Annotated in this window: 17 protein-coding genes; 4 read left to right on the top strand and 13 right to left on the bottom strand. The window is 35.0% G+C overall.

Annotated features, from left to right (window positions below):
• Positions 1–81 precede the first annotated feature (81 nt).
• The 4 genes from ACSVH5_RS06810 to ACSVH5_RS06795 are packed head-to-tail and all read right to left on the bottom strand — an operon-like array spanning position 82 to position 3308.
• A complete protein-coding gene (locus ACSVH5_RS06810; protein WP_438060694.1) occupies positions 82–741 on the bottom strand; it encodes a bifunctional 4-hydroxy-2-oxoglutarate aldolase/2-dehydro-3-deoxy-phosphogluconate aldolase in 660 nt (219 codons plus the stop codon).
• Between the two features lie 5 nt (positions 742–746).
• Positions 747–1196, bottom strand: a complete 450-nt coding sequence (locus ACSVH5_RS06805) for a YhcH/YjgK/YiaL family protein (RefSeq protein ID WP_438060693.1) — start codon at positions 1194–1196, stop codon at positions 747–749.
• A gap of 10 nt (positions 1197–1206) precedes the next feature.
• The gene (locus ACSVH5_RS06800) at positions 1207–2250 is read right to left on the bottom strand and encodes a PfkB family carbohydrate kinase (protein WP_438060692.1); all 1044 of its coding nucleotides are present in this window, start codon (positions 2248–2250) and stop codon (positions 1207–1209) included.
• 50 nt (positions 2251–2300) lie between these two features.
• The gene (locus tag ACSVH5_RS06795; RefSeq protein WP_438060691.1) at positions 2301–3308 is read right to left on the bottom strand and encodes a PfkB family carbohydrate kinase; all 1008 of its coding nucleotides are present in this window, start codon (positions 3306–3308) and stop codon (positions 2301–2303) included.
• 168 nt (positions 3309–3476) lie between these two features.
• On the opposite strand from ACSVH5_RS06795, the gene ACSVH5_RS06790 reads away from it, so the two are divergent.
• A complete protein-coding gene (locus ACSVH5_RS06790) occupies positions 3477–4508 on the top strand; it encodes a substrate-binding domain-containing protein (RefSeq protein ID WP_438060893.1) in 1032 nt (343 codons plus the stop codon).
• A gap of 243 nt (positions 4509–4751) precedes the next feature.
• Here ACSVH5_RS06790 and ACSVH5_RS06785 read toward each other — a convergent pair whose 3' ends face one another.
• Genes ACSVH5_RS06785 through ACSVH5_RS06760 form a run of 6 tightly spaced genes read right to left on the bottom strand, consistent with a single transcriptional unit; the run spans position 4752 to position 11301 of the window.
• Positions 4752–6152 carry a TolC family protein gene (locus ACSVH5_RS06785; RefSeq protein ID WP_438060690.1) on the bottom strand — a complete coding sequence of 467 codons (1401 nt, stop codon included), beginning with the start codon at positions 6150–6152 and terminating at the stop codon, positions 4752–4754.
• On the bottom strand, positions 6152–7507 hold the full coding sequence (locus tag ACSVH5_RS06780) for an HlyD family secretion protein (RefSeq protein WP_438060689.1): 1356 nt from the start codon (positions 7505–7507) through the stop codon (positions 6152–6154). The genes ACSVH5_RS06785 and ACSVH5_RS06780 overlap by 1 nt, the downstream gene beginning before the upstream one ends.
• Positions 7508–7511: 4 nt before the next feature.
• Complete coding sequence (locus tag ACSVH5_RS06775; protein ID WP_438060688.1) at positions 7512–9170, bottom strand: peptidase domain-containing ABC transporter; 1659 nt, start codon at positions 9168–9170, stop codon at positions 7512–7514.
• Positions 9170–9847 (bottom strand): TetR/AcrR family transcriptional regulator, encoded by a 678-nt coding sequence (locus ACSVH5_RS06770; RefSeq protein WP_438060687.1) that lies wholly within the window; start codon positions 9845–9847, stop codon positions 9170–9172. Before ACSVH5_RS06770 ends, ACSVH5_RS06775 begins: the two co-directional genes overlap by 1 nt.
• 7 nt (positions 9848–9854) lie before the next feature.
• On the bottom strand, positions 9855–10643 hold the full coding sequence (locus ACSVH5_RS06765) for a DUF2490 domain-containing protein (protein ID WP_438060686.1): 789 nt from the start codon (positions 10641–10643) through the stop codon (positions 9855–9857).
• Between the two features lie 16 nt (positions 10644–10659).
• On the bottom strand, positions 10660–11301 hold the full coding sequence (locus tag ACSVH5_RS06760) for a leucine-rich repeat domain-containing protein (protein WP_438060685.1): 642 nt from the start codon (positions 11299–11301) through the stop codon (positions 10660–10662).
• Positions 11302–11496: 195 nt separating this feature from the next.
• Here ACSVH5_RS06760 and ACSVH5_RS06755 point away from each other — a divergent pair, with 195 nt between their 5' ends.
• From ACSVH5_RS06755 to ACSVH5_RS06745, 3 genes are all read left to right on the top strand, one after another.
• Entirely contained in the window at positions 11497–12780 is a 1284-nt protein-coding gene (locus ACSVH5_RS06755) for an acetyl-CoA hydrolase/transferase family protein (RefSeq protein ID WP_438060684.1), read from the top strand.
• 153 nt (positions 12781–12933) lie between these two features.
• Positions 12934–13332 carry a Sec-independent protein translocase subunit TatA/TatB gene (locus ACSVH5_RS06750; RefSeq protein ID WP_438060683.1) on the top strand — a complete coding sequence of 133 codons (399 nt, stop codon included), beginning with the start codon at positions 12934–12936 and terminating at the stop codon, positions 13330–13332.
• Positions 13332–13901: a phosphatase PAP2 family protein gene (locus ACSVH5_RS06745; RefSeq protein ID WP_438060682.1), complete on the top strand. Its 570-nt coding sequence runs from the start codon at positions 13332–13334 to the stop codon at positions 13899–13901. Before ACSVH5_RS06750 ends, ACSVH5_RS06745 begins: the two co-directional genes overlap by 1 nt.
• 174 nt (positions 13902–14075) lie before the next feature.
• Here the strand turns inward: ACSVH5_RS06745 and ACSVH5_RS06740 are convergent, their stop codons facing one another.
• The 3 genes from ACSVH5_RS06740 to ACSVH5_RS06730 are packed head-to-tail and all read right to left on the bottom strand — an operon-like array spanning position 14076 to position 16750.
• Positions 14076–14717: an O-methyltransferase gene (locus tag ACSVH5_RS06740; RefSeq protein WP_438060681.1), complete on the bottom strand. Its 642-nt coding sequence runs from the start codon at positions 14715–14717 to the stop codon at positions 14076–14078.
• A gap of 59 nt (positions 14718–14776) precedes the next feature.
• The gene (locus ACSVH5_RS06735; RefSeq protein WP_438060680.1) at positions 14777–15337 is read right to left on the bottom strand and encodes a YceI family protein; all 561 of its coding nucleotides are present in this window, start codon (positions 15335–15337) and stop codon (positions 14777–14779) included.
• A 3-nt stretch (positions 15338–15340) separates the two neighbouring features.
• On the bottom strand, positions 15341–16750 hold the full coding sequence (locus ACSVH5_RS06730; protein WP_438060679.1) for a hypothetical protein: 1410 nt from the start codon (positions 16748–16750) through the stop codon (positions 15341–15343).
• Position 16751: the final 1 nt, after the last annotated feature.

The raw sequence follows: 16751 nt of genomic DNA, 5'->3' as shown, positions 1-16751 counted from the left end.
ACTGACTTTTTAAGAAAAAAGCCATATGTTTTCAATTGAATACTAAATACAATACAAATACAAAACCATTACTACATCTGATTATTGAATCGTGTGAATCAAAGCCAATACTTTTTTGGTTTCGGCTTCAATAGTAGCATAATCTTGATCAGCCATTAATTTTTTGCTAATCAATTTGCTACCCATTCCCACTGCGGATACACCAGCTTTAAACCATCCTTCGATGTTTTCTTTGGTTGTGTCAACGCCACCTGTTGGCATGAACACTAACTTTGGGAAAATATCTTTAATACCGCTTAAGAAATCAGGTCCTAACATGTTGCCAGGAAATAATTTAATAAAGGTAACACCAGCATTTTCGGCAGCAATAATTTCGGTAGGGGTCATACAACCTGGGCTGTATAAAATGTCCTTAGGAATTAAAAATTCGGCTACTTCAGGAACAAACCCTGGGCTAATAAAGAAATCAGCACCCACTGCCAAATAGTCTTTGGCTTGTTGCAGGTTTTTGATTGTTCCAATACCTAACAACATATCAGGCATTTCAGTATTTCGCACTTCAATCATCTTAGTGAAATTGCTCAATGCTGCTTCTCCACGGCTGGTATATTCTACTGCTTTGATTCCTGCTTTGTATATGGTTCTTAGGATTTCGATTGTTACGTTTTCGTCTGCATTAAAGTACAACGGTAACATTCCTTGCTCTTTAATTGCATTGGTAACTTTTTGAATATTGCTCATTCGGATTATATTTTTACTTTGATTACTATTTTTTTAATTTCTCCTTCACCTATCATCGGTGCGTGAACATCTTCTGGAAAGAAAATCACAAACTGTGCATCGGTTAAGTCAAAAAACATATCGGGTTTGTCGTGGAAAAAGCGCACATCTTTTTCAGGATTGTACTCACCATTGGGAATAGAACACTTCTCTCTTGGAATCCAAGCAATGGTTTCTTTGCCTCTCACACAAATTTGAATATCGATATTTTGATCATGACATTCAAACTTTGCCAAACTAGTTTCGGCTTTTTTGCCTTGAGCAGTATTTACAATTACTTTTAGTCCTTCGGCAATGGTAGTGGTTCCGTCAGCCATTGTTGCAATATCATTTTGATGAATATAATCAAATGCTTGAGCAAACAAAGGGTGCAAGCTAGTGTATTTTGCTGCGTTTTTTAAAGAATCTATAATCATGGTTTCTAGATTATCTTGCTACTCTACCAGAAGCATCACCTCCCATAAGTTTGGCTACTTCATCAACAGTTACTAAGTTAGCATCTCCTTTAATGGTGTGTTTCAAACAAGAAGCAGCTACTGCAAAGTCTAATGCATTTTGGTCATCGTCTGGGTAAGTTAACAATCCGTAGATTAATCCACCCATGAAAGAATCTCCACCTCCTACACGGTCAACAATATCAGTAATTTGGTATTGACGTGTTTGCAACATTTGTTTTCCATCATATAAAACTCCAGCCCAAGTGTTGTGAGAAGCCGAGATAGAACCTCTAAGTGTCGTGATCACTTTTTTAGCTTTTGGGAATTTAGCCATCATTTGTTGGCAAACCGATAAGAATGCTTCTGCTTTTACATCGTGTCCGTGTGTTTGAACCGCTAAACCTTCTGGTTTGATACCAAAGTGCATTTCAGCATCTTCTTCATTTCCTAAAATCACATCACAATAAGAAGTTAATTCAGTCATGATCGCTTCACGATCTCCACCATATTTCCATAATTTCGCACGGTAATTCAAATCGGTTGAAATTGTGATTCCTAGTTTGCTAGCTGCTTTAACAGCTTCTAAACAAGCATCTGCAGAACTTTGAGAGATAGCTGGAGTAATTCCTGTCCAGTGGAACCATTCTACTCCTTGAAATACTTCTTCCCAATTTACCATACCAGGTTGGATATCAGACATAGAAGAATGCGCTCTGTCATATACTACTTTACTACCTCTGGATACAGCTCCAGTTTCTAAAAAGTAAATCCCTAAACGGTCACCACCCCAAACAATTTTATCTACACCAACACCTCTTTTGCGCATTTCCATCATAGCACATTCGCCAATATCATTTTTTGGTAAACGCGTTACAAAATCAACTGGAATTCCGAAGTTTGCTAAAGAAACAGCCACATTCGATTCACCACCACCATATACTACATCAAAATTGTCTGCTTGAGAAAATCTTAAAAATCCTTGTGGAGCTAATCTTAACATGATTTCTCCAAATGTTACTACTTTTTTTGCCATTGTACTGTTTTTTAAATTGTTATAATCTTATTTATTGTTTTAATTGTGTATTATCGTGACACTCTTCCGCCTCCATGCCCCGACATGAGTGCTTTAATTTCGTTGACTGTGGCCAAATTGATGTCTCCCGAAATGGAGTGTTTCAAACAAGTGGCAGCCACTGCAAACTCAAGTGCGGTTTGATGGTCATCCGGCCAAGCGATTATTCCATAAATTATTCCGGCCATAAAAGCATCTCCAGCTCCTATACGATCAATAATGTGAGAAATATTGTATTGACGGGATTGTAATAATTGTTGGCCATTCCATAAAGAGGCGCCCACTCCATTGGAAGAAGCATTGGCATGCATACGATGTGTACTTACTATAGTTTTGAGTTTTGGAAATTGCTTCATCCAGGCAGCAAAAACTTGATCTTCGGCATCTTCAGCTTGGGTCGGAATGCCCAATACTTGTTCCGAATTATCGGCTCCGCCTAATAATAAATGACAATGTTGTACTAAACGAGGCATTATTTCATAGGCTTCTTTACCATATTTCCAAAGGGTAGGGCGGTAGTTCAAATCGGCCGAAATGGTTAGACCCATTTTGGAAGCCACTTCTAAAGCTTCTTCACAAAGTTCGGCTAATTCTAAAGAAAGGGAGGGTGTGATACCTGACCAATGAAACCAATCAGCATCTTTAAATAGCGTTTCCCAATCGATCATTCCTTTGCGTAGAGTTGAAAAAGAGGAATCCTCTCTATCGTATACTACTTTTCCTGGTCGTTCAGACGCTCCGTGTTCAAAATAATAAATTCCCAAACGTTTACCTTGGATAAACGGAATAGGTTCAACTCCGAAAGAACGCAACATGCTAATGGAGGATTCGCCAAGTTCATTGGGAGGAACTGCAGTAATAAATTTTACAGGTAGTCCAAATTTGGCTAAAGAAGCCGCTACATTAGCCTCAGCACAACCATAATAGATGTCGAAAGCGGTTGCTTGTGTAAGGCGTAAATGGCTTGGAGGGGTTAATCGTAATAAAATTTCTCCAAACGTAACAATTTTTTTTCCCATAGTGTTGTAGAGGCTATTTGTAATCGATATCATTAAGTTAATTTGCTTCGTGTGCGCACACGGAGATTGCAAATATAAATTAATTTTCTATATTTGTTTTTATCTATTTACTTAAAATTGAGTTAAATTCAATTAAAAAAAAGTCTAAATCCTTAAAAGTCAAAACTTATCGTTACTATAAAAGAAATAGCACAGATGGCCAATGTATCAGTAGGCACGGTAGACCGGATTATTCACAATCGAGGACAAGTTTCGAAGGAGAATATTGCCAAAGTAAACGCTATTATAAAAGAAGTAGGGTACAAAAAAAACGTATTGGCCAGCAATTTGGCGTTGAATAAAAAAATAAAATTTGCTATTTTGATTCCAAGAGTTAAAGAAATAGACTATTGGAATTACCCTATTATTGGTATTGAAAAAGCGATAAAGGAAATTGAGATTTTTGGCGTTTCCGCTGATTTTTGTTTTTTTGAAGATAACGAGGTTTCTTTTTTAAATCAAGCTCAAAAAGTATTACAGGAAGATTATGATGGGTTGGTTTTTGCTCCTGTTTTTCATGATGAGTCGGTTCAATTTTTAGAAAAATACCAAAAAAAGGAAACCCCAGTGGTGTTGATTGATTCCAATCTGCAAGAAATTAATTGGCACACTTACATAGGTCAGGATTCCTATCAAAGTGGATTTTTGGGAGGTAAACTCATCAGCTTTGGTTGTACCATTCCCACCAAAATTCTAATTGTAAATATTACTCGAAATATTAAAAGTACTGTTAGAACTAATGTTAATTTGCAACGGTTAAAGGGGTTTTATGATTATTTTGAGCAAAATACAGAAGAGTCTCTTTTTACATTTACCGAAATTCAAAGTGGATTTGATACGGAACATTTTTTGACCAAAGAACTATTTGAAGGAATTGATGGTGTTTTTGTTCCTAATTCAAGGGCATATTTAATTGCTAAATTCATACAAGATCATCAATTAAAAGGAATTCGTGTTGTAGGTTATGAACTTTTGGATCAGAATGTTGAATTTTTAAACAGTGGTGTCATTCATTTTTTGATTCATCAAAAACCCGAAGAGCAAGGGTATTTGGCGATCAATCATTTGTATAAAAAAATAGTTTTGAATGAAAATTTTTCATCACAATCACATGCCATGCCATTAGAAATAATAGTTAAAGAGAATTACAAAAAATGGTAAATGTAGCAGAAAACAAAAAAATAAGGAGGGAATCAACCAATCGGATAATTGATTAGTCTTATAAAAAGGTACTTTAGACTTTGTTAATCCTTGCGTAAACCCTTGCGACCTTAGCGTTTAAATCACACGCATTTTTTGCTTTTAGGTTAACTCTTATATGTCCTTCATTTCCTTATATGGTTCAAAAACACCCATAATTTTAACCATAACTTCTATGGCTGATATGTTTTAACTCCCAAAAAATCAATCAGGATTTGCCATAATCTTAAACAACTCCGAATTCGAAATCAAAAACCGATTTTCTAAGGCAATCGCCGCCAGTTGAGCCGAAACTAAATTATTTTCACGCGTGTTGATCAAGAACAACGAACTTTCTCCAAACGAAAACAATCGTTCTTCAGATTGCAGCATTGTTTCATTATTTTTAACCAAGCCCTCAATCAAACTGCGTTGTTTGGTAAGCGAGGTGATTTCTGTTTTTTGAGCCGTAATTTTGTTGGTCAATTGGACTCTTTCTAAACTCAAAGCATATTGCGTTTCTTGTACTTTAAATTGCGCCAATTTCAATCCACCTCGTTCTTTTCTTAAAAACAAAGGAAAGGCAAAATTTACTCCAATTTTATAATCATTAAATTGATAATTATCGATATAACTGGGTTCCGATAGATACGAATAGCTCAAATCGATTTTGGGTAATAAGGCATTCGCTTTGAGTTTTCGGTCTACATTGAGCATATCTATTTTGCGTTCCAACGCATTGATTTTTGGATGGTTGGTTATCGAAAAATCTTGATTTTGCAAATCATTCGTGCGTAAGGTTTCCTGAATCGTAGTAGCCAATTTACTTTCTGGAATCAACGCATCCGAAAGTTCTAGTGGAATACTGTTGTCCAACCACAAATAGTTGGAAAGCTCCAATTTGGCTTTTGCTAATTTCAATTCCGAATCCTCCAAACTTAGCGTTCGGTTTTTTACAATGATGCCTGCTTCTATGCTATCAATCGCGGGTTTGTCTCCTTGTTGGATTAAGGATTCGATACCTTTAAAACGAATTTGTGCATTTTTTTGATAGACTTTGTATAACTGAACTTCATCATAGTTTCTTTTCCAGTTGAAATACGCTACCGAAGCATCATACAATACCGCAATGGCTTCAAGTTTTCTTTCGGCTTGGCTCAATTGTACTTGCATTTTGGCCTTGCGAACATCAGCCATTCGTTGGTTAATCAAAAGACCTTGCCCCAACGGCACACTAATCCCGAAAGAGGTTAATCCTTGATTAGGAAGCGTATTTTGTGGGTTTAAGTAAATTCCTTCACTGTTGTCAAAACCCGCTTTAACTTCTATGCCATACCAAGTCGGAATTTTAAAACTACTATTCAAAATAGAATAATAGTCTTTATCCTTGAACTGCTTTTTGTCAAAATCAACTTCTATTTTTGGGTCAAATCCACCTCTTGCCATCATCAAATTGGCTTGAGCACGGGTGATTTCTAAATCGGCATTTTTTACTAAAGGATGGTATTTTTTAACATAACCCAAAAACTCATTATAGCTGAATTCGTTACTTGGACTAACAGCAGTAGTGTTTTGAGCTTGTAAAAAAGTACCGTATAGTATGAAAACAAGTAGGAACTTCTTCATTATTTTTTCTCTTTGGATGATTTTTGTTTAGCTGTTGATTTATAGTAATCTGGTGGGAATCCGTTGAGGGTTCTCCAAATTTCAAACCAAACAGGAACGGTGTTTAACAACGCAATTGTTTCTGCACCAGAGCCTACTCGTAGTTGTTTAGGCCAAGGATCTTCGTTGGGATCTGGAGCAATCAAAACTCTGAATTTTCCATTATCACTAATGAAATTTTCGATGGCTACAATTTGTCCACCAAAAGTTCCGTAGGACATATCGGGCCAACCCGAAAAAACAATAGTTGGCCATCCATCAAACCAAACCCTGATTTTTTCTCCTTTTCTAATTAGTGGCAAGTCAACAGGATTCACAAAAGTTTCTACAGCTATATCATAGTTGGAAGGCATAATGGTAGCAATTGGTGTTCCTTCTTTGATGGTTTCTCCAATTCCAGCTTGTATCGCACGGTTGATATAGCCACTTTGTACCGCTTTGATATAATACATTCCATTACGGATACTGTAGTTGGCATATTGGTTTTCTAATTTGTTTACTTGCGCCTCAGTGTCATACTGATTACTCAGTGCAGTAAATTGATCGCTTTGTGCTTTGGCAACCTTTTCACCATATTCTGCATTTATTCTGCCTACTTCCACTTTGGCATTGATAAACTCATTTTTACTGGTCAAAAGTTTATTTTCTTGGGTAATGATTTTGGCTTCAACTTCTTGTAATTTCAATCTTTTTTCCTCTACATCGGTCAGCGGTTTTAAACCTTCTTTGTTCAGTTGTACCGCGCGATTAAATTGAGTGTTGGCGATTTTGAGTTGGGTTTTTACGGCTTCTAAATCAATTGAGTCGCTTTTTATTTTCAACAAACCTTGTTTGATTTTGTTTTGGGCTTGTTCTAATTTGAGCGTTTTTTCGTTTTCTATATTTTGTATTTGAGAGGAAAGTGTGGTTACTTTTGAACCATACGATTGTAAAGCCTGTTTTTTGGCATTGACTTGATTTTTGGTATTGGCTACCAAATTTGGATCCATATAATCTTCTTTGATCTCTGAAATGAACATGATGGTGTCGCCTTTTTCTACATAATCTCCTTCTTGAACGTACCATTTTTCAATTCGTCCAGAAATCACACTTTGAATGGATTGCGGTCTTTGGTTGGGTTTTAATGTCGTTACGGCTCCAGATCCCGAAATGTTTTGTGTCCAAGGTAAAAATAACGCGATAACCGATAGGATAGAAACCGTCCAGATGATTCTATTTAAAATTTTATAATGTGTTCTATTACTTAAATCCTTTACAGTTTTATAACGCTGTAATGATTCTAAGCTGGTTTTGTTGCCTTCTGAAATATTTAACATGGTTTTATTTTTTTATATCCGAAATGATTTGTCCTTTTTCCATAGTCAGGAATCTGTTGCATTTTGTCTTCCAATACGGATTTTTTGACGATACAATTATCGTCCATTTGTTTAGGTCTGAGGTAATAAAATCAATAATTTCATTAGCTACTTTTTCGTCCATGGCATCCGTTGGATCTTCGTAGAACAATACTTTTGGTTTGTTGATGATACTCCTTGCCAAAAGTATTTTTTGTGCATTCGAGGAGGATAATTGTTGGCCCTCAGGGAAAATTTGAGTATCGAGACCTTTTGGCAATGCTTTGATGTAAGGGCTAAGTTGCACACCATCCAAAGCCCATTTCAAATCTTCATCAGAACAATTTGGATTATTAAAGATAATGTTGTCCAAGATAGTCCCTTCAAAAGGTGTCTCACTATGAATAATGTTACCAATTTGTGAGCGATATTGTTTGAGATTTATTTTCTTAAAAGTATCGTCATTAATATATAAAGCGCCCTCTGAAGATTGAAGTAAACCCGACAAAATTCGTATCAAGGTTGTTTTGCCTGAACCATTTTTACCATCAATAAAAACGCGTTCTCCTTGTTCTATTTTCAAATTGATGTTGTCTAAAATTTTCTTTGCCGCTCCAGGAAATTGAATACCCAATCCTTCCGTTGTAAGCGAAATAGCATGAAAACATTTATTGGCTTCATAATTGGTATCTTCCTCCATATTTAGGTCGGTAACTAATCCTATTTTTTCAACTGCAGTTAAGACATCATATAAGGTTTCAAGTCCTAAAATGATTTTTTCTACAGAATTGATAACTAATAAAATAATGATTTCGGCAGCGACAAACTGACCAATATTCATTTCTTGAGAAATCACTAAATAGCCACCTATGGAAAGTAAACTGGCAGTAATGATCACCTTAAAAACAATCAAATGGCTGAACTGTCTTTTCAAAACATTAAAAAGCGATTCTCTGTAGTGTAGGTATTCACTTGCGAATTTGTCGTTTTTTTGTAAGGCAAAATCATAATTGCGTTCTTTTCTAAAACTGTAATTGTTGCGCGCCATTTCTTGTAGCCAACCCGCCACTTTATACTTGTATTTAGAAACTTTCAAACTGTTCTCTAGTCCAATGAAATAGGAGTATTTAAAGATTAAATAGAGTAATACGATCAATAAAAATCCTAACATAATAAAGTAGGGATGATAGAACGATAGTAAGATGATACCAAAAATGATTTGTAGCAAAGCCGCCGAAAAATCGATTAGTAGTTTTGAAGTCCCTTTTTGAATTGTCATTGTATCAAAAAAACGATTGGCTAATTCAGGTGGGTAGCTATCATATAAATCTTCAAATTTGATTCTAGGTAAACGTGCTGCAAACTCGAATGAAGAGCGAACAAATATTTTTTGTTGTAAATTCTCAGTGATTCTAAGTTGCATTAGCGATAAAATTCCAACTAAGGCTACTCCGATAACTACAAATACAACAAGAACTACCCAGGAAACAGTTACTCTACCCGATTGAATAAAATTGATAATAGCCTGAATACCCAATGGAAGTGACAAACTCACTAAACCAGCAAAAATGGCATAAAAAATAATTTGGTAAACATCTTTTTTGTCTAGTAACAATAAATTATAATAGCGTTGTAATGGTGTCATTAGTTTCGTTTTAAAAGAGTCGTTATTAAATGCGTATAAAAATCGGATGGGCTTACCTCTGAGTTGCAATTGGTGATAGTTTTTAAGTGATTCATCAAAAAATGTTGATGTGAAGCCCCTTCCATTATCGATGAAATTAAACTTTTAGCAAAAGGATACTCAGGATCCACCTCTAGAACCATTTGTACAATTCGATTTATGACTCGCTTATATATCAAAAAGAAGCCTTCTCGGTTCTCTTCATCAACATCCTTGGTGTGTAGGGTTTTGGTAAATTCTTGTATAATGATTTTATTCAAAATACTTTCATTAATATGAGTAGTAGCGCTGTCGTCTTCTACTTTCTCAGTCACTACTTGAATTGCTTTTGTAAGTTTTTCTAGAGGATTGGTAATGTTGTTGGTCAAAAATACCAAACGATACTCCATCCAACTCCAGTACCATGAAGATAAATATACTAATAATTTGTGTTTGTTCTCGAAATAACGGTAAATCGAACTTTCGTTGGAGCCAATTAATTCTCCCAACTTTTTGAAGGTAAATTCTTCAAAACCAATTTCGTTAATCAGTAAAATACTATGTTCAATGATTTTTTTTCCTAAAGTAGATGTTTCAGGATCTTTTACATAGATTTTACTATTTACTTGAATTTTTAGGTTGTTTAAAATACTATCCATGTTGTAATTAGGATTTCGATATAGTTTTAAATTTGTTTTGTAAATCAAAGTTAAATAGGGTATTAATGATAAATCCGTTGTTATGTTGTATAACGTTACGTCCGTTTATCTCGCGACCCAATTGTAAAATTTGATTGATGTATCCTGCTTCAAGTTTAAAAGTGCTGCTAAATTTATATCCAAAAAGCAGCCCAAAACGATTTTGATCAAAGATGTTTTCGATGACAGTATTACCAAATCCAATCAGAATTTCATCGTAAATTGCTACATAAGGTGTGTGGTCGCTTATAGTGTTGCCTTTTAGAGGAACTTGTGCGCGGAACATATATCGAAAACGGTTCGAAAATAAGTAATCGTCTTCTATAGAGAGATTGGCAGTTGAATATCTTCCAATCCAACGCTGTTCTAGTAGGAAACGATGTGACAATTCTACCTTTTTTACTTTTTCAGTAAGTGTTACCATTTCATACATTCGGTGTTCTGTAAAATCTTTCCCAAAGCGGTTGATTGGGATGTCTCCATAAGGATAGGTTTCTGCCAAAGCATAACCCAGACGCAATTGTACTTTGGGATCTAATTGATAATTTACACCAAGGCGAAGTAAGTTTTGTTGGTGGTTTTTAATCCATTCATCTCTTCGCCATTGGAATTCTGTGTGAAGACTTACTTTTGAGTTAAGTTTGAAAGTACCCATATAGTTTAACCATCCAATCGAATTGTTGTCTGTAATTCTTGTACTTTGTGCAAATACGATTTCGGTAAGGAACAGTAGTAGTAAAAATATTTTATTTCTCATGCAGAAGAACTATCATTTAGAAATTTATTCTAAATCCAAAATTCATATCTTGAGGATTCATAGGAATTGGCATAGCGTTGTCCTTAAGATCCAATTGCTCTAAATGTTTTAAACCTCTAACTTCTTTTGGGAATTCTTTGAATCTGTTCTGGTTCAAATACAATTGGGCTAAATTTTTTAACAAGGTAATCTCACCAGGTAAACGTTCTAAATTATTGTTTTCTAAATGGAGCATAGTAAGTTTTGGTAGTTTTGCCAATGCCTCTAGGGATTGTGGTAAATTGATGTTTTTAAATTCATTCAAGTACACTTCTTCAAGGCTTTCAATAGCACTAATTTCATCGGGAACCTTGCTAAAGTCATTGCCGCTCAATTCTAATACTTTTAATTTTTTCAATTTTGATATACCAGCAGGTAATCTTTTTAAATGATCATTACTTAGATTAAGGTATTCAAGGTTTTGGAAAGTGGACCAAGCTGGAGAATCTAAATTCAAAGATTGGTTGCTTAAATTCAAACGATATACTTTTTCTGGTTCTTTTATAGCTTGTTCCCAACTGGTATATACTTTTTTGGTTTCAGGAGAATCAATAATTTGACCACAACATAGCTGTTGCCCCAATACAAATACCAACACAAAATGAATAATAGTTTTCATACGCTGTATTTTTTAAAAAGTGATCATATTACAATATAGTAATTATAGTCACAAAAGTAATAGTATTACTTTTAATTAAAATATTTTTTAACTTTTTATTAGGCTTTTAGTCCTTTTTAATCGGGCTGTAATCATCACTGTGTTTTGAGATAATAGATTTAAAAACTACCTTTATAAGAATTAAACGCAGTATTTATGAGTAAGTATGTCACTGCCCAAGAAGCAGTAAAAGCAGTTCAATCCAATGATAGAGTATATGTTCATGCCGCAGGGGCAACACCCAATGCGTTAACAAAAGCATTAGCGGATCGAGCTTCAGAGTTAAAGAATGTTGAAATTTGTCATTTACATACCGAAGGCCCAGCACCTTATGCTAATCCAGAATTGGCTGCAAGTTTTCATGTGAATTCTTTTTTTATAGCCAAAAATGTAAGACACACGTTAACAGCAGGAAATGGATCCTATACTCCTGTTTTTTTAAGTGAATTGCCGAGATTGTTCCGAAAAAGAGTGGTTCCACTAGATGTGGTTTTTATCCACGTTTCGCCTCCTGATAATCATGGTTATTGTTCTTTAGGGGTTTCGGTAGAAGCCACTGTAGCGGCTATAGAAAGTGCCAAAACCGTTATTGCACAAGTCAATCCTAATATGCCTAGAACTTTTGGAGATGGAATTTTACATGTCTCTGAGATTGATTATTTAGTAGCAGTGGACTGTCCTATTTTTGAAAAAGAAGAAGACATTATTTCACCTTTAGAAGCAAAAATTGGAGCCCATATTGCTTCCTTAATAGATGATAAAAGTACGTTGCAATTAGGTATTGGGTCCATTCCAAATGCAGCTTTAGCCAATTTGATGAATCATAAAGACTTAGGACTCCATACAGAAATGTTTTCCGATGGTGTAATAGATTTAATTTTGAAAGATGTCATCAATTGCAATTACAAAGGCGTTACTCGTGGACGTGTATTGTCAACATTTATGTTGGGTTCTAAACGATTATACGATTTTGCAAATGATAATCCTTTTATTGAGTTAAGAGAATCATCGTATGTAAATGACACTGCTAAAATACGACGCAACCCTAAAATGGTAGCTATTAACTCGGCAATAGAAGTTGATATAACTGGCCAAGTATGTGCAGATTCTATTGGTGGAAGTCTGTATTCTGGAGTGGGGGGGCAAATGGATTTTGTTCGTGGTGCTTCGTTAAGCGAAGGCGGAAAAGCAATTATCGCTTTGCCTTCAGTGACCAATAAAGGAGAGAGTAGGATCGTACCTTTTTTAAAGCAAGGCGCTGGAGTAGTATCTACCCGATCTCATGTGCAATACATCATTACCGAGAACGGAATCGCAGATTTGTATGGTAAAACACTTAAAGATAGAGCTAAGGAAATGATTAAAATAGCACATCCAGACCATCAAGAGTGGATTGATAAAGCTTATTTTGAATTACTTACTACTGGTAGAAGATTTTAGTAAGGGCATACATTAAATAGCGATTGCCTTTATTTTTATACTATCGCAATAAGAGAGGGTTCATGTCTATCTTTAGCTCCCTTATATTTATGAAATATTTAAAAAGCAACTGTATTAAAATTAATATATTTGTCGCAACAAAAAAGTAACCTTATGTTTGGAATAGGAGGAGGAGAATTAATTTTCATCATGTTTATCGTTTTGATGTTGTTCGGTTCTGATAAAGTGCCAGAAATTGCGCGTACTATGGGCAAAGCAATGGCACAATTAAAACATGCAACAAATGATATTAAATATGAAATTCAAAAAGGGGCAGAGGCCAACGGATTGGATCAGAAAACAGTAACCGATTTAACGGGAGGCATCAATACCGAAATAGAAAAAGCCAAACAAAATCTATTTGGCGATTCAACCAATTCCATTACTAGTTTTGCCAATAATTTAACTTCCGAAATCAACAATGCAGCAAACGCGGTAGAAGGAAAACCTTCTGAGGCACCAATCACTGAAGAGAGTAGTCAAATCGAAGGACCTATAAAAAGACAAATGTAATGTTAGACAAGCTAGAAGCATTAGATGTTCAGTTGTTTGTTTTTTTAAATGGTTTAGGTTCTGCAACCTTCGATGGTTTGTGGTTGTTCATCACCAAGCAAGTCAATTGGACTCCCTTTTTTTTGTTGCTTTTATACATCATTTACAAAAAAGTTGGAGCCAAGCAAACCCTTTTTTTATTGCTCTTTGTTGCGGTTTTAATCACTTTTACAGACCAGACAACCAATTTGGTGAAAAATACAGTGCAACGTTTGCGTCCTTGCAATAATACGGATATCAACACCATAATTCGCATAGTGCAATCCAGAAATTCTTTTAGTTTTTTCTCAGGTCACGCAGCCAATTCTATGGCGGTGGCTAGCTTCTTGTTTTTGGTATTGCGAAAAAAGTTTCGGTATTTTGGACTACTCTTCTTATGGCCTTTAATTTTTGCCTATAGCCGAATTTACCTAGGTCTGCACTATCCGTTAGACATTCTTACAGGATATTTTTGTGGTTTTACCTTTGGTTTTGTTTTCTATAAAGGGTATCAAATCTTTCAAAAAAAATATTTTCCAGTTTCTTTTTAGGAGCTTGATCCAGCTGTCCATTACAATCTTTTGGCTTGAAACTGTTTTTTTCTAAGACCAAAAAAGAGCTTCTTCCAGTCGCTTTTTTTAGTCAAGAAAAAATACCGTTCAATCCAAAAGGATTTTCATTCCCATCTGGGCTAGGAATCGTATTTTGAAAAGAGGTATTGGAATTTAAAGCACTCTGCTCACCGTAAGTCCATCTCGAATGGGAAGTAAAACTGTTTCTACCCTTGGGTCATTGGCTAATAAAGTATTGTATTCCAATAATATTTTGGTACTCAAATCATTTTTTTGCAAAGGCTCCACAACTTTACCGCTCCACAAAACATTATCAGATAGAATAATTCCACCTTGGTTCATTTTTGGAATAATGAGTTCAAAATAGTTCAAGTAGTTTTCTTTGTCGGCATCAATAAAAACCAAGTCAAAGGTCAAATTAATGGTCGGAATAATATCAATTGCCTCTCCTAAATGCTGTACAATTTGATTTCCCCAAGCCGACTTGTCAAAATGTTTTCGTTGAAAATCAACCAATTCTTCTTTGATGTCTATGGTGTGAAGTTGTCCATTTTCTTGCATTCCTTCGCACAAACACAAAGCCGAGTAGCCAGTGTAAGTCCCGATTTCAAGAATATTCTTCGGACGAATTAGTTTAGAAATCATACTCAAAACTCTTCCTTGAAAATGACCACTAAGCATTCTAGGTAATAGAATTTTTTGGTAGGTTTCTTTGCTCAAAGCAGCTAAATGAGCGGGTTCTTTTTCGGAATGTTGCTCAATATAATCTTCTAAATCTTGAGATAAAAAATGCATTTGAAGTTGTTTTTGTTTCAAGCTGCAAAGGTATTAATTCACTAGCTAAAATTGATTCGTTATTTAAAAAACAAATCAAAATCTACTTCGATCTCATTTTTTACTTTTATTATTCCTCCCATTTTTACCGGTGGGCTTAGGCCTAGATCAGAAAAAGTAAGCGGTAATCTACCTGTTGCCTGCTGCGTTGATTTGTTGTAAGTCAATACGAAATCTCTATAAGTGAGTGTTTTATTCGTTAAAGTAAAAACAAGAGTACATTTAAAAGAATTATTGGCAGTATATTTTAGGTTGCTGATTGTAACAAAACTATTAGGGAATGTTTTTACTTTTACAGTGCTCTGCAAATCTTTTGTCATTATTCTATTTCCACAGTCTATACTTGTCATGGGTATAGTGGCTTTAATTACATTTTTTTCTAAAGCTTCTATATTTAAAGTGTCTTTTTTATATAATACAGTGCCGCAAGTGTATTTGCCAACAGTAGAATTCCCTTTGATATTAATCTCAATTTTTTGAATTACTCTGGGTAGTTTTTGGTAAAAAAAAGTAGGTTTGGCACTTTCTGTCCAAGAGAAAAGTGCCAAACCTATTAAAAGTAATGAAATTTTTTGTAACATGTATTAGAATGTGATTACTGCTTCAAACATGATACCTTTGAAATTACCTCCATATAAATCATTAGGATTTCCTCCAACAAACTGTGGGAAATCATTATAATTTTGATTCACATATACCAGTTTAGATAAAATATTTTTAGTCATAAACCAGCCCGCTGCAGCTTCAAATCGATTTACAGAAACATTATTGGCATCAGCATTTTTTAGCTTGCCATCAACAAGATTATATCTTGCCCCCAAATAAAATTTTTCTTCAGAACCAAAACGATAGACTATGTCACCAACATATTGATTAACAGTTCTTTTGGTATCAACCCCTCTGCCGTCACCTCCAGAAGCAAACTCGAGTGTTCCAAAAAATTCTAATCCTTTATATTTTATAAATGGGTTAAACATGTAAGAAGTTGCCCAATTTCCAAAACCAGGATTGAATCGCCCAGTATCTTTATTGGCTGCAGGATCAAAATTATTAGCTACAGCTCCTGTAGTATTTGAAGAACTTGGGATGCCTGTATAGGCAGCATGACTCATCACGCCATAAAAACGGCTTCCTGCTCTATCTGAGGAATATAAGTTTCCGCTTGAATTTGCAGTATGGTATAAAGACCCAGTAATTCGAATTCTTAAGTCTTCACTGACCTGTTTATCAAAGCCTAATTTAGCTAAAATGGTAGGGCTTATAGTGGTGTTTGGATTTGGAGCTGCTGTAGTTGGTTTAGCACCAATGATTTCTTGAACATTTTGATTCAATTTAGAATTGGTTACTCCAATCATACTCACAAAACCACTGCGGTTGTAGTAAACTTCCATTCCCATTTCGGTAATAAAAGCATCCATGATATTGTTACCAATAAAAGGATTCACCAAGGAGTTTCCATTGTCTGATCTTCTAAAATGGGCGTCACCGTAGTTATTCTCCATTTGACCTATCTTTATAGTAGTGTATTTCATGAAATCGGCAAGGAAATCTTTTTTTATAAAATCGAGTTTGTCAATTTGTAAGTATCCTCCTTTTACCCAAGTCTCATTGTGATGTCTTGAAGCAAGATATAAATCTAGATTTACTCGAACACCATCATACAACTGTGCACCAATGGTCATGTTGGCAGTGGGTAAATTAAAATTATTTTCAAGGGAGTTTAAACGATAATTGGTAATTTGTCCTCCATTGTTATTCTGAAATGATCCTGTAGGATGGTCATTATAAGACTTGATTCCCTGAAATTGTAATGAAAATGCAGCACCTATATCAATACTAACTCCTTTAAATTCTACGTCGTCTTTTTTTACATCAAAAACGTTAATTCCATTTTTATCTCTTGGAATGAGGTTCTGTATTTGTCCAAAGCGATCTTGTGCATTCATTGCTGAAATGCAGAATACTGTTGCGGTTAAAATTTTAGTTAGTTTCATA

This window comes from Flavobacterium sp. RSSA_27, from assembly GCF_051547125.1.
Taxonomy (GTDB): Bacteria; Bacteroidota; Bacteroidia; order Flavobacteriales; family Flavobacteriaceae; genus Flavobacterium.
This window is presented reverse-complemented; position numbering and strand designations above follow the sequence as displayed.